This is a genomic window from Pseudomonas sp. p50(2008) (genome assembly GCF_015351605.1).
Taxonomy (GTDB): Bacteria; Pseudomonadota; Gammaproteobacteria; order Pseudomonadales; family Pseudomonadaceae; genus Aquipseudomonas.
This window is the reverse complement of record NZ_JACMYF010000005.1, coordinates 264,541-278,384: the sequence shown is the minus strand read 5'-3', so window position 1 is coordinate 278,384 and position 13,844 is coordinate 264,541. Positions and strand designations below refer to the sequence as shown.

General features: G+C 60.3%; 13 protein-coding genes. 3 read left to right on the top strand and 10 right to left on the bottom strand.

Features of this window, described 5'->3' with window-relative positions; genetic code table 11:
• The first annotated feature begins 43 nt into the window (after window positions 1-43).
• Complete coding sequence (locus H7698_RS15985; RefSeq protein ID WP_007898282.1) at window positions 44-319, top strand: peptidylprolyl isomerase; 276 nt, start codon at window positions 44-46, stop codon at window positions 317-319.
• Between the two features lie 70 nt (window positions 320-389).
• On the opposite strand, the gene H7698_RS15980 is transcribed toward H7698_RS15985, so the two are convergent.
• The 10 genes from H7698_RS15980 to H7698_RS15935 form a co-directional block, all read right to left on the bottom strand.
• A complete protein-coding gene (locus tag H7698_RS15980; protein ID WP_194692053.1) occupies window positions 390-1,307 on the bottom strand; it encodes a sugar kinase in 918 nt (305 codons plus the stop codon).
• 153 nt (window positions 1,308-1,460) lie between these two features.
• Complete coding sequence (locus H7698_RS15975) at window positions 1,461-2,678, bottom strand: amino acid deaminase (protein WP_194692052.1); 1,218 nt, start codon at window positions 2,676-2,678, stop codon at window positions 1,461-1,463.
• A gap of 40 nt (window positions 2,679-2,718) precedes the next feature.
• Window positions 2,719-3,483 carry an IclR family transcriptional regulator gene (locus tag H7698_RS15970; RefSeq protein ID WP_194692051.1) on the bottom strand — a complete coding sequence of 255 codons (765 nt, stop codon included), beginning with the start codon at window positions 3,481-3,483 and terminating at the stop codon, window positions 2,719-2,721.
• A gap of 178 nt (window positions 3,484-3,661) precedes the next feature.
• On the bottom strand, window positions 3,662-4,051 hold the full coding sequence (locus H7698_RS15965; RefSeq protein ID WP_194692050.1) for a RidA family protein: 390 nt from the start codon (window positions 4,049-4,051) through the stop codon (window positions 3,662-3,664).
• 43 nt (window positions 4,052-4,094) lie between these two features.
• Complete coding sequence (locus H7698_RS15960; RefSeq protein WP_162436567.1) at window positions 4,095-4,901, bottom strand: amino acid ABC transporter ATP-binding protein; 807 nt, start codon at window positions 4,899-4,901, stop codon at window positions 4,095-4,097.
• Complete coding sequence (locus tag H7698_RS15955) at window positions 4,898-5,560, bottom strand: amino acid ABC transporter permease (protein WP_194692049.1); 663 nt, start codon at window positions 5,558-5,560, stop codon at window positions 4,898-4,900. Before H7698_RS15955 ends, H7698_RS15960 begins: the two co-directional genes overlap by 4 nt.
• Window positions 5,561-5,568: 8 nt before the next feature.
• Window positions 5,569-6,231, bottom strand: a complete 663-nt coding sequence (locus H7698_RS15950; protein WP_162436569.1) for an amino acid ABC transporter permease — start codon at window positions 6,229-6,231, stop codon at window positions 5,569-5,571.
• Window positions 6,232-6,282: 51 nt separating this feature from the next.
• Window positions 6,283-7,131 carry a transporter substrate-binding domain-containing protein gene (locus tag H7698_RS15945; RefSeq protein WP_194692048.1) on the bottom strand — a complete coding sequence of 283 codons (849 nt, stop codon included), beginning with the start codon at window positions 7,129-7,131 and terminating at the stop codon, window positions 6,283-6,285.
• Between the two features lie 389 nt (window positions 7,132-7,520).
• On the bottom strand, window positions 7,521-9,080 hold the full coding sequence (locus tag H7698_RS15940; protein ID WP_194692047.1) for a TerC family protein: 1,560 nt from the start codon (window positions 9,078-9,080) through the stop codon (window positions 7,521-7,523).
• Between the two features lie 380 nt (window positions 9,081-9,460).
• On the bottom strand, window positions 9,461-10,327 hold the full coding sequence (locus H7698_RS15935; RefSeq protein ID WP_194692046.1) for a LysR family transcriptional regulator: 867 nt from the start codon (window positions 10,325-10,327) through the stop codon (window positions 9,461-9,463).
• Between the two features lie 165 nt (window positions 10,328-10,492).
• Between H7698_RS15935 and H7698_RS15930 the strand changes: the two genes are divergently transcribed.
• Together H7698_RS15930 and poxB are read left to right on the top strand one after the other, a co-directional pair.
• Entirely contained in the window at window positions 10,493-12,031 is a 1,539-nt protein-coding gene (locus H7698_RS15930) for an MFS transporter (RefSeq protein ID WP_194692045.1), read from the top strand.
• A gap of 77 nt (window positions 12,032-12,108) precedes the next feature.
• The gene (gene poxB, locus H7698_RS15925) at window positions 12,109-13,833 is read left to right on the top strand and encodes a ubiquinone-dependent pyruvate dehydrogenase (protein WP_162436574.1); all 1,725 of its coding nucleotides are present in this window, start codon (window positions 12,109-12,111) and stop codon (window positions 13,831-13,833) included.
• Window positions 13,834-13,844: the final 11 nt, after the last annotated feature.

Sequence of the window (13,844 nt, the reverse complement as noted above, 5' to 3'; positions counted from 1 at the left end):
AATCGCCGCCCCGCTGTCAGCACCGTTGCAAGGTACCTGCCCCATGAAAGCTCAAGCCCGCCATATTCTGGTGAAAACCTCGGAAGAAGCCGAGCAACTCAAACAACGCATCGCCAAGGGTGAAGCGTTTGATGTGCTGGCCAAGAAGTACTCCACCTGTCCATCCGGCAAGCGCGGCGGCGACCTGGGTGAAGTGCGGCCCGGGCAGATGGTCGGGGTGATCGATGCGGTGATCTTCAAAAAGCCGTTGCGGGTGGTGCATGGGCCGATCAAGAGCAAATTCGGGTATCACCTGGTGCAGGTGTTTTATCGGGATTGACGGGTTGGCTTAAGGGCCCCATCGCCAGCAGGCTGGCGATCCGTTGGCGCAGCCAGCGGCCATCCTCCACTTACCTGGGAATCAACGCCCCCGGCACCTGAATCACCCGACTCGCCAAATGATGCCCGGCCTCGGCGGCTTCCTCCGGGCTGCCGCCCTTGAGCCGGCTCGCCAGATACGCAGCACTGAATGAATCCCCCGCTGCCGTGGTGTCCACCACCCGTTCGACCCTCTGCGCCGGCACTTCAAACGACTCCCCACCACACCGAATCAAACACGCTTCGGCGCCACGCTTGAGCACGATCTCGGGTGTTCCGATCTGCTCATAGGCAGCAAACACCGCCTCGCAATCGGAAAACTGAAACAGTGCCTGCTCGTCATCGACGGTCAGCAACGCCAGGTCCACGTGCGGCAACACGCTGCGATAGGCCGCCCGCGCCTCGTCCACCGAAGCCCACAATCGCGGTCGATAGTTGTTGTCGAAGACAATCCGAGCGCCCCGCTGTCGGGCTTCGATCAGCGTTTCCAGCAACTTTTCCCGGCCTTGCGCGCCAAGCACCGCCAAGGTGATACCGCTGAAATACAGCACGTCATAACCCGGCAACGCCGCGAGGATCGGTGCGGCTGCCGGGGTGGTGAAGCAATCGCGGACGGCGGCTTCGTTGCGCCAGTAGAGAAAGCGCCGCTCGCCTGCGGCATCAGTCTGGATGCAGTAAAGGCCGGGCAAGCGACCGGGCAAGCGCTGGACCATGCCCAGACCGATGTTTTCGTCGGTCCAGGTGCGGCACATGGCGTCGCTGAAACTGTCATCGCCCAGGGCGGTGACGTAATCCACCGAACCGCCTGCACCAAGTGCCCGGGACAGATAAACCGCCGTGTTCAAGGTGTCGCCGCCAAAGCTTTGCTGCAGGCTGCCGTCGGCGCGTTGTTGCAGTTCGATCATGCATTCGCCGATCAGGGCGATGCGTGGGGTGTTGGGGGTGGTCATTGTTGTTCTCTGATGATTCGAGGGTGTCCGGCTGGACGCCATCGGGAGCAGGCTCCCTCCCACAGGGATTCGTGTCGTACACAAATGTTGTGGTCACTGAAGATCACTGTGGGAGTGAGCCTGCTCGCGATGGCCGCACCTCGGTTTCAAACCTTAAAAACAGGTTTCCATGGTCTCGATGACATTCAACTGCTCATCCACCAGACACCCCACACGCCACTTGTCGAACGTCAGGCAAGGATGCGAAGTACCGAAGGAAATGATGTCACCCACCCGCAAATCGACCCCCGGCGCCAAGGTCATGAACGCATGCTGGTCCATCACGGCCGTCACCTTGCAGGCACTCACATCGTCGCCCACGGCTGGCACGACACCGGCCTTGTAACGCAGCAATGGCACGGGTAAGCCGGCGTCATAAGCCACGTCGCGTTTGCCCAGGGCAATCACCGCAAACCCTGGCTCAGGCAACGATTGAACATGCGCCCAGATTTCCAGCGCCGGACGCAGTCCTTCATGCAGATCACTGCGCCGGTCGAGCACGCAGCATTGCGCTTCTTTGTAGATGCCATGGTCATGCGCCACGTAGCTACCGGGACGCAGAACGCTGAGGAAGCGTCCGCCGGCATTCTGTGCTTCGAAGGATTCGGCGATCAGGTCATACCAGGCCGAGCCTGATGCGGTAATGATCGGTTTGGCAATGGCGAAGGCGCCGCTGTTCTGCAACTGCACCGCCAGCCGCACGAGTGAAGCGGCAAACTCGCGGATACCCGTTACCGCGTGATCGCCATGAATCACCCCTTCGTAACCCTCGATGCCGGTCAGCGCCAGGGACGGTTGCGCCGCGATGGCTTTGGCCAGTGCGACCACTTCCTCTTCCGTACGGCAACCGCACCGCCCGCCGACCACGCCGTACTCGATCATCACGTTCAACCGCACTCCGCGCGAAGCGAAGTACGCCCCCAGGTCGGCGACGTTATCCGGGTGATCGACCATGCAATGGAATTCAAAACCGGAGTCCGCCAGCAGGTCGGCAATCAGCGCCATGTTCGGCGTGCCCACCAGTTGGTTCGCCATCAACACCCGACGCACGCCATGGGCATACGCCGCACGGGTTTGCGTGGCGCTGGCCAGGGTGATGCCCCAGGCGCCGGCGTCCAGTTGGCGGCGAAACAGTGCCGGCGTCATGCTGGTTTTGCCGTGGGGCGCGAGCTCGGCGCCGCTGTCGCTGACGAAGGCCTGCATCCAGCGGATGTTGTGCTCCAGGGCTTCACGGTGCAGTACCAGGGCCGGCAGGCTGACGTCGCGTACCAGGTTGGCGCCGGTATGGGCGAAGCCCTTTTCGACGGCGGCAGTACGTTGGGCAATAGACATGGTCGAACTCCTTACTTTTCGCGGCTGCTGGCAGTCGCTGTTATTCGTTGATGCGACGGGCCAGGCTGTTGGCGCTGTCGATCAGCACCTGGCGATAGTCGTTGTAATTGTTTTTGGCATCGGCTCGGGGAGCGACGATGCACAGGGTCGCGATTGCCACGCCACTGGGGTCTTTGACCGGGGCGGCGAAGCAGTGGGTAAAGGTGTCGGCAACGCTGTCGAAAGAGAAAAAACCGTCGATGTCGGCCTGACGAATTTCCTTGAGAAACTGCTCCAGTGGCAGGCGTTCGCCGTCGGGCAGAATGAAGTCGTCATGGTCGATCAGGTCGACGATTTCCTGATCGCTCAGGTGCGCCAACAACAGGCGCCCGGAGGCGGTCCACGGGATCGGCGCGTTTTCTCCGATATCGGAGGAAATACGGAAATGCCGTTCGCCCTCCTTCATCAAGGCAACCGTGTATTTACGCCCGTTGAGCAGGCACATCTGCGCTGTTTCACGGGTCTGGGTGACGATTTCCTGCAAGGCGTGGTCGGCCTCGCGGGTCAGGTCGAAATGACGCAGGTGCGCCTGCCCGAGGAAGTACAGCTGACGGCCCAGGTACACGTGACCGTCCTTGCCAACGAGCTCGAGGATCCGCCGTTCGAGCAAGGATGCCACCAGTTCGTAGACCGTGGATTTAGGGCTGCCGATACCGCTGGCGATCTCGTTCGGACGCAGGGGTTTGCCGATTTCCTTGAGGAAATCGAGGATATCGAACGCCCGATCCAAACCGCGAGCCCGGCGTTTGATGGTGTCTTCGGTCATGTCAGTGATTCCCATAAAAGTGCCGGGAGTTTAACCAAACTGTTGTAGTGACTGTCAGGCCGCCATCGCTGGCAAGCCAGCTCCCCCAGGTTATGTGTCGAACACAGAGTGTGCGTCCGACCTAAACCCTGGGGGAGCAGGCTTGCCAGCGATGGGGACTTCAGGACCACCAACAATCTCAGGCCTTTTTCTTGTACGCGATGCAGTCGATCTCGACCTTGCAATCGACCATCATGTGCGCCTGCACACAGGCCCGGGCCGGGGCATGCTCGGGCTTGAAGTACTCGGAGAAGACCTTGTTGAAACTCGTGAAATCCCGAGGGTCCTCCAGCCATACGCCGGCACGCACCACGTCCTCCAGGCCATAACCGGCCTCTTCGAGAATTGCGATCAGGTTCTTCATCGTCTGGTGGGTCTGCTCGACAATGCCGCCCGACATGATCTCACCGTCCACCGCCGGCACCTGCCCCGAAACGTGCAGCCAGCCATCGGCTTCAACGGCGCGGGCGAAAGGGCGAGGCTGACCGCCAGCGGCGGTGCTACCGGTGCCGTAACGAGTAATGCTCATGAGTGTTTCTCCTGATTTGAAAGTGAAGATGTTTGGGTAAACATCAAAAACGCGTGTTCTTGAGAAATTCCGCCAGTCGCGGCGATTGCGGGCGTTCGAACAGTTCCTTGGGCGGCCCCTGCTCTTCGATTCGCCCCTGATTCATGAAAACGATCTTGTCCGACACCTCGAACGCAAAGCGCATTTCGTGGGTCACCAGCAGCATGGTCATGCCTTCATCGGCCAGCCCCTTGATCACGTTCAACACTTCGCCCACCAGCTCCGGGTCGAGGGCCGAGGTGACTTCGTCGAACAGCATCAGGCTCGGGTTCATCGCAATCGCCCGGGCAATCGCGACGCGCTGCTGCTGGCCGCCGGACAGTTGACCGGGAAAGTGGTCGCGACGCTCCAGCAGGCCGACCCGCTCCAGCCATTTCTCCGCCAGGGCCACCGCTTCATCCTTGTGCAGCTTCTTGACCTTGAGCAAACCGAGGGTGACGTTCTGCAGCGCGGTGAGGTGCGGAAAAAGGTTGAACTGCTGGAACGCCATCCCGGTCATCGCCCGATGCCGCGCGATGGTTTTTTCCGGGTGCCGCACGCGCTTGCCGTTGACCTCGTCATAACCGATGGACTCACCGTCGAGCACGATCTGCCCACCCTGGAATTCTTCGAGCATGTTCACGCAGCGCAGCAGTGTGGTCTTGCCCGAGCCACTGGAGCCGATCAGCGTCACGACGTTGCCACGCTGCATGCTCAGGTCGACGCCCTTGAGCACTTCGAGCTTGCCGTATTGCTTATGCAGCCCACGAATATCCAGCAGTGGCTGACCGCTCTGAGGATTGACGTTGTTTGCGTTTGAGATCTGAGTCATGGCAAGGCCACCCGCATTTCAATGTGCCGGCCGAGTAACTCGATGCCGTAGTTGATGACGAAAAACAGAAATCCGGCGAACAGATAAAACTCCAGGGTCATGAACGTGCGAGCGATGATCTGCTGCGTACTGAGCAACAGTTCCGCCACGCCAATCACCGACAACAGGGTCGAGGCCTTGACGATTTCGGTGGAAGAATTGACCCAGGTCGGCAGGATCTGCCGCAACGCCTGAGGCAACAGCACATACCCGAGGGATTGGTAAAACGTCAGGCCAATGGCCTTGCTCGCTTCCATCTGCCCGCTCGGCAACGCTTGCAGCGCACCGCGCACGATCTCAGCGACATGTGAGCCACAGAACAGCGTCAGCCCCAGGGCTCCGGCCTGAAACGCACTGATTTGCCAGCCCAGCGCCGGCGCCATATAGAAGCAGGCCAGGACCAGCACAAACACCGGTGTACCGCGAATGATGTCGACGTAAAAACGGAACGGTGCACGCATCCAGAACTTGCCGTAAGTCAGCACCAACCCGGTGACGATGCCGACCAGCGTGCCCAACAGAATGGCCAGCGCCGAGACCTGCACACTGGTCAGAAAGCCCTGCCACAGGACTTCCCGCGCCACCCATAACTCATGCAACCAACTGGGAGATTCGTACATGGGGCCTCCTATCGGCGAATCGCCAGACGCTGCTCGAGGTAACGCAGCATCATGGCAATGAGGTAACAGGCCGCGACATAGAGCGCAGTGGTGACCATCCAGGTTTCAATCACCCGGTAGCTCTCGACATTGATCTTGCGCGCGTAATAGGTCAGCTCCGGCACCGCAATCGCGGCCGCCAGCGAGGTGTCCTTGAACAGCGAAATGAAATTGTTCGACAGGGCTGGCAGCACATTGCGCAGCATCACCGGCACGGTGACGTAGGCCTTGACCTGCCACTCGCCCAAACCGATCGCCAACCCCGCTTCGCGCTGGCCCTTGGGAATGCTCAACAGTCCGCCACGGAACACTTCGGTCAGGTAGGCCCCGGCATACAACGACAGGGTGATGATGAACGACGGAATCTTGTCCAGACGAATGCCCAGGCTTGGCAACGCGAAATAGATCAACAAAATCAACACCAGAATCGGCGTATTGCGGATCACCGTCACATACACCGACGCCATCACCCGCAGCGCCCGGTGCCTGGACAGCAAGGCAAACGCCATCATCAGACCGATCACACAACCGATGGCGATCGACACCAGCGCCAGCTCAAGCCCCAGACCGAGCCCTGCCAGCAAGGTGTCGAAATCGCGCCACACGGCGGCAAAGTTCAACTGATAGTTCATGGTCAGCAGTACCTTGAGCGGGGCGCTGTTGGGCGCCCCACTCTCACGGGGTCATTTGAATTCGACGGGGAAACCGATGGCTGGGGTAGGCAGATCCACACCGAACCACTGCTTGAACGACGCCGCGTAAGCCGGGAACTCAACGCCAGTCATGGCTTCATGCAAGGTGGTGTTGACGAAGTTCAGCCAGTCCTGATCGCCACGTTTGACCGCGCAGGCGTAGGTTTGCGGGCTCCAGGCGTAGGCCGGGCTGCGATAGCGACCCTGGTTTTGCACCATCAGGTATTTAACCGACGATTGATCGGTCGCCGCCGCGTCGGCACGGCCGGAGTTCACCGCCTGGTACATCAGGTCCACGCTGTCGTACTGGTCGACCTTGGCCTTGGGTAACGCCTGATGCACCAACTCTTCGGCGTACACGTTCTGCAGCACCGCCACAGTCACACTGTCGCCCGCGGCGTTCAGGTCTTCGATTTCCTTGTACTTGCTGTTGGCCGGCAGCAGCAGCCCCACACCTTCGCGGTAGTACGGCAGGGTGAACGCCACCTGCTGGGCACGGCTGGCGGTGACGGTAATGAACTGGCAACTGATGTCGACCTTGTCGGTCAGCAGATTGGGAATCCGCGCATCGGACGATTGCACTACGTACTCAACCTTGCTCGGGTCGTTAAACAGACCCTTGGCGATCATGTGCCCGATGTCGATATCGAAACCCTGTAATTTGCCGTCCGCTCCCTGGAAGTGCCACGGCGCATTGGTACTGCCCGTACCCACAATGAGCTTTCCGCGGGCCAGTACGCTATCGAGCTTACCGTCCGCCGCCTGGGCCACACCCACGGCAGCAGCCGAAGCTACAAACAGAAAAACACACGTTTTAAACAAGGAAGGTCGGCGATGCATGGCAAGCACTCCAGGGTGTTGTTTATTCCGCTATAGCGGATAGTGGTTTGTAACAACGGAATAGACAGCAGAAAGTGTGCCACAGGTCGTGACGGGAATGTTGAGGAGAATGGAAAGTGTTTTGAATCAGAGGGATGCAAGAAAACGCGAAAACGGTGTTACGAAAGGCACAGGGCAACAAGCGCTACCGTTAGCTACGGCAGGCGGGTATGAGGTTCACAATCGGTGCGCCGATGCCCATGTGTGCGACATGGGCTGAGTTTTCAGCTCTCGGGGAGATTGCCATTGCGAGCAGGCTCACTCCTACAAGAGACCGAGCCGCATTGGCGAGCGCAGTCCAGGGTGGGAGTGAGCCTGCTCGCGATGAGGCCCTGAGAATCGGCGAATGACTACGAGCCGACAGGCACCAGCAACACTCGCGTCACCCGTCGCTCTTCGACCGCCATGACGGTCATCCGCCAACCTTCCCACTCATGGCTGTCCCCGATCATCGGCAGCCGGTCGAGCACGCTCACCACCAAACCGGCCAGGGTTTGATAATCCTCGGTCGGTTCCGCAGCGAAACCGGTTAGTTGCCGTACGCGCATCAGGTTCAGCGCGCCGCTGACCATGAACCCGCCCTGCTCCTCAACCACATCCGGGCCTTCGATTTCGCTGGCATCGGGCAACTCGCCGGCAATGGATTCAAGAATGTCGGTCATGGTCAGCACACCCACGAAGTCGCCGAATTCATTGACCACAAACGCGATGTGCGTCGAGGCTTTGCGCATCTGCTCCAGGGCATTGAGGATCGAATAACTTTCCAGCAAGTTGATGGCCTTGCGCGCCAGATGCTCAAGGTCGGGCTCGTTGCCGGCCAGGTACTCTTTCAACAGCTCCTTCTTGTGCACGAAGCCCAGCGGCTCATCGACCGCACCATCGCGGATCAGCGGCAAACGCGAGTAGGACGAATGCATCAGCCGCGTGCGAATCGCGCTGGCGTCGTCAGACAAGTCGATGTGATCAACGTCGGCGCGCACGGTCATCAGGCTGCGAATCGGGCGTTCGGCCAGTTGCAATACGCCACTGATCATCACCCGCTCACGTCGGTCGAACAGCACTTCACTCGGCGCCTCGCCGTTGTCCAGGAGGTCGGCAATCTCGTCATCGACCTCTTCAGCCGCCAGCCTGCGGCCACCGAGCAAACGCATCACCGCATGTGCCGTGCGTTCGCGCATTGGACGTACGCCCTGCATCGAGCGTTTACGACGCGCCCGGGCGATCTGGTTGAACACCTCGATCAGGATCGAGAAACCGATTGCCGCATACAGGTAACCCTTGGGAATGTGGAAACCCAGGCCTTCAGCGGTCAGCGCGAAGCCGATCATCATCAAGAAGCCCAGGCACAGCATGATCACTGTCGGGTGCGCGTTGACGAAACGGGTCAGCGGTTTACTGGCGACAATCATCAGGCCGATGGAAATGATCACGGCGATCATCATCACTGCCAGCTCATCGACCATGCCCACGGCGGTGATCACTGCGTCCAGGGAAAACACCGCATCGAGCACCACAATCTGCGCCACGATCGGCCAGAACAGCGCATAAGCTGCGTTGGTCGAGCGTTCGCCGACATGGCCTTCGAGTCGCTCGTGCAATTCCATGGTGGCCTTGAACAGCAGGAACACACCACCGAACAGCATGATCAGGTCACGTCCGGAGAAGCTCTTATCGAACACTTCGAACAATGGCTGCGTGAGGGTGACGAGCCAGGAAATACTCGCCAGCAGGCCCAGGCGCATCAACAACGCCAGCGACAAGCCAATGAGACGTGCCCGATCCCGCTGCTCCGGCGGCAGTTTGTCCGCCAGAATGGCGATAAACACCAGGTTGTCGATGCCGAGCACCAGCTCCAGCACGATCAACGTCAACAAGCCCAGCCACGCGGTAGGGTCAGCAATCCATTCCATAAAAACGTCTCGATCTCTTCAGTGAATTCAGAATGCCGAACACGGCAAGGCACGGCGCAGGGGCCGTGGAGTGGCAATGACAAAGGCGTTCTGAAGTCGGAAGACCGGATGTTTCGCGTGCATCAGGACCGCGCGGTTGCGCGTGGGGAAAGGGTAACTGGGAGGCTCCGAAACGGTGTTCATGCAAATCCTGAAAGGAAAAAGGTCTTGAAGCGTACAGGCGAAAGTCTCTTTTCCTACAGCCTGGAATTATTACTAAATCTGTAGAACCTCGGGATAGTTGCTGTTCGGGTGGCCGCCATCGCGGGCAAGCCCGCTCCCACACTGGATGTGTGCCGTTTCGCAATCCGCCTGTTGGAGAGAGCCTGCTCGCGAAGCTTTTAGCGTTGTTTAACCAGCTCGATATACCTGACCACCGCCGCCGACTTCTCGAACCGCCGATACACCAGCGACAACCACGAACTCGCCTCACAGCCCTTGATCGACCGATACACCACACCCGGCAACCCGACATGCCCGACCACCGACTCCGGCACCACCGCCACGCCCTGTCCCAAGGACACCAGCGCCAGCACCGCCACCAGCCCGCCCGGTTGAGCCCCCAATCTGGGCGCAAACCCGCCAGCGGCGGCAACTTGCAAGGTGCCGCTGATCTGTTCCGGAAGAATGAACGTCTCGCCCTGCAGGTGTTCCGGGCCGATCTCCGTCAGTCGCGATAGCCATGATTCGCTCGGCAGTGCCAATACGAAACCCTCAGCGTCAAGACGGATCGCTTCCAGGCCTTCAGGCAATGTCATGGGTGAACGTACGTAACCGATATCGAATCGACCCTCGTCCACCATCGCCGGCAATGACGCCATCGGGTATTCGCGCACGTTCACACTGACGTCGGGGCATGCACGGCTGAAGGCCTGCACTTGTTTCTGCAGCAGGCCCGAGTACACCGCCGAAGCCACGTAGGCGAGTTCGATATGACCAATTTCCCCTCGTCCCGCGCGCTGGGCATTTTGCTGGGCGAATTCAAATTGCCGCACCGTCGCTTCGGCTTCGATCACCAGAGCCGCGCCAGCCTCGGTCAGGCTGATTTCACGGGTTTGCCGCACGAACAAGCGTGTACCGAGTTCGTTCTCCATGTCCTGAATCTGTCGCGTCAGGGTCGGCGGCGCGATACCCAGTTGCTCGGCGGCGCGGGTGAAGTTGCCTTGCCGGGCAACGGCCAGAAAATAGCGGAAATGCCGTATGTCCATGAATGCATTAGCTCAAAGGTAATGAAGTCCAGGGGCCTGGCTAACAAAGTCCCTGGTGGGTCACGATAAGCTCATCGGGCAATCACAGTAAAGAGCCCGAATCATGCCCACTAAGCTTCGTAATTTCTCCGCAACCAGAGACCTTGCCCAAAAGGCAATCCCGTCATGAGCCGCGTCAGTCCGCGCCTGACGTTATTGACGGCCTCAGGCGTCTGTTCGCTGATTGTCCTCGACACCAACATTGTCGCCGTGACGTTGCCCACCATCGCCAGAGACCTGGGCGCGAATTTCGCGGACATCGAATGGGTCGTCAGCGCCTACATGCTGGCATTTGCCGCGCTGCTATTACCGGCGGGCAGTATTGCCGACCGCTTCGGGCGCAAGAAAAGCCTGCTCTGGGGCCTGAGCATTTTCATCCTGGCGTCGATCGGCTGCGGGGCGGCGCCGAACGCGTTATTCCTGGACATCGCACGGGCCATCAAAGGTGTCGGCGCGGCGCTGCTGTTGACCTCGGCGCTGGCCTCCATCGGCCACGCTTTTCACGATGAGGTGGAGCGAGCCAAGGCGTGGGCGTTCTGGGGTGCGTGCATGGGCGTGGCGATGACGGCCGCCCCCACCCTGGGTGGCGTGATCACCGAATACATCGGCTGGCGCTGGATTTTCTACCTGAACCTGCCCGTGGGTCTGTTGCTGATGGTGATGGTCTGGCGCGCGATTCCAGAGTCCCGGGACACCCAGTCGGCGCGCCTCGATCCTTGGGGCAGCCTGGCGTTCAGTGCCAGTCTGGCGTGCCTGATCTGGGGCCTGATCGAGGCCAACCGGATCGGCTGGAGCAACCCGCTGACCTACGCAAGACTCGTCGGGGGCGCGCTACTGCTAGGCGCGTTCATCGTGATCGAACGGATGCAGCAGCGCCCCATGGTCGACCTGCAATTGTTCAGGCATCCACGCTTTATCGGCGCGTTGCTGGGCATGTTTGCCTACGCCGGATGTGCCCAGGTGATGATGACCTTGCTGCCGTTCTACCTGCAAAACGGCCTCGGCTTTTCCGCGATTGCCTCGGGATTGGGGATGTTGCCGTTTGCCGTGACCATGCTGATCTGCCCGAAGATTGGCGCCCGACTGGCGACGCGGTTTGCGCCGGCAACCTTGATGGCGACAGGACTGGCACTGGTCGGCAGCGGCAACCTGATCAGTGCCTGGGCCGTCTCCAGCGGGGGCTACCTGCTCTTTGCCCTGGCGATCGCCGTGACGGGGGCCGGCGCGGGCTTACTCAATGGCGACACGCAGAAAAACATCATGGCCTGCGTGCCTCGGGAACGCACCGGCATGGCGTCGGGCATGAGCACCACCATGCGTTTCAGCGCCATCGTGCTGGCCATCGGTGTTTACGGCGCCTTGCTGTCGAGCCATACCGAAGCCTTGCTGCGCGGCCAACTGGCGACACAGGGTGGGCAATGGCTCGATCAGACGCAGGGCATTGCATCTCGCGTGGTGGCCGGTGACATGACGGCGGCCATGAGCTTGTTGCCTGATGTTGCCCGCGCGGCAGTCGAGCCTATGGCGCGGCAGGCGTTCGTCGGTGGCTTCAGTTTGTTGCTGCTGGTCGCCGGTTTGCTGGCACTGCTGGGAGCCCTGGTGGTGGGCACGTTGATGCGCAATCCAATTCCGGTGCCGACTCGCGTGTCCATGAGCCTGGAATAAACAAGGGAGTCATGGCCTGCGTTGAGTTGTCCTCTCTAAACCCTGAAGACAACTCATTGATCACTGGAGCCCTTCCCATGGCGAAAATCACCATTGCCCAGCAACTGGCCACCACCCTTGAACAGGCCGGCGTCAAACGCATCTGGGGCCTGACGGGCGACAGCCTCAACGGCCTGACCGACGCCCTGCGCACCATGGACAGCATCGAGTGGATGCATGTGCGCCATGAAGAAGTCGCCGCGTTTGCTGCCGGCGCGGAAGCAGCGGTGACCGGGGAACTGGCGGTGTGCGCGGGCAGTTGCGGACCGGGCAATTTGCATTTGATCAACGGGCTGTTCGATTGCCACAGGAACCATGTGCCGGTGCTGGCGATTGCTGCGCAGATTCCGTCTTCGGAAGTCGGCCTGAATTACTTTCAGGAAACCCACCCCCAGGAATTGTTCAAGGAATGCAGCCATTTTGTCGAGCTGGTGAGCAGCCCGGCCCAGATGCCGCATGTGCTGCACCGGGCCATGCGCAGTGCAATTCTCAATCGTGGTGTGGCGGTAGTGGTGATTCCCGGTGACGTCGCCCTGCAGGAAGTCGAAGACAACCTCAAGCCCTGGCCAGCCCTCGCCAAACCGCGCACCTTGCCAGCGCCTCACGACCTTGATCGACTGGTCGAGTTGTTGAGCCAGGGCAAAGCCGTGACACTGATGTGCGGTGCCGGTTGCGCAGGCGCGCATGATCAGGTGGTGGCACTGGCCGACGCCCTTGGCGCGCCGGTGGTTCACGCATTGCGCGGCAAGGAACATGTCGAGTGGGACAACCCGTTCGATGTCGGCATGACCGGTTTGATCGGCTTCAGCTCCGGTTATCACGCGATGCTCAACTGCGACACGCTGGTGATGCTCGGTACCGACTTCCCCTATCGCCAGTTTTACCCGACCGACGCCACCATCATTCAGATCGACCATGACCCGCAAGCCCTTGGTCGCCGCACCGCGCTGGATCTCGGAATCGCCGCAGACGTTGGCGAAACCCTGGCGGCGCTGCTTCCGCGCTTGCCGTATCGCGCGGACCGGAGCTTTCTGGAATCCTCGCTCAAGCATTACGAAAAAGCGCGCCAGGGCCTTGATGACCTGGCGCAACCTTCAGCACCAGGTCGCCCGATTCATCCGCAATACCTCACGCGCCTGCTCAGCGAGCTGGCCGAAGACGATGCGATCTTCACGGCCGACGTCGGCACCCCGACGGTGTGGGCCGCCCGTTATCTGAAAATGAACGGCAAGCGGCGCCTGCTCGGTTCGTTCAATCACGGATCGATGGCCAACGCCATGCCTCAAGCCATCGGCGCGCAGGCAGCGTTCCCTGATCGCCAGGTGATTTCCCTGTCCGGCGACGGTGGTTTCAGCATGTTGATGGGGGATTTCATTTCCCTGGCGCAGTTGAAGTTGCCGGTGAAAATCATCGTCTACGACAACGCGTCACTGGGCTTCGTCGCCATGGAAATGAAGTCCAGCGGGCTATTGGATACCGGCACTGATCTGCACAACCCGGACTTTGCGGCGATGGCCAATGCGATGGGCATTCTGGGGATTCGTGTCGAGGAGTCAGAGGATCTGGAACAGGCGTTGCGCCGGGCGCTGGCGCATGACGGGCCGGTGCTGGTGGATGTGGTGACCGCCACCCAGGAATTGGCGATGCCCCCCACCATCAAGCTGGAACAGGCCAAGGGGTTCAGTTTGTACATGCTCAAAGCGGTGATGAGCGGGCGTGGGGATGAGGTGATCGAGTTGGCGCGGACCAACCTGTTTCGCTGATGATCGTGTAA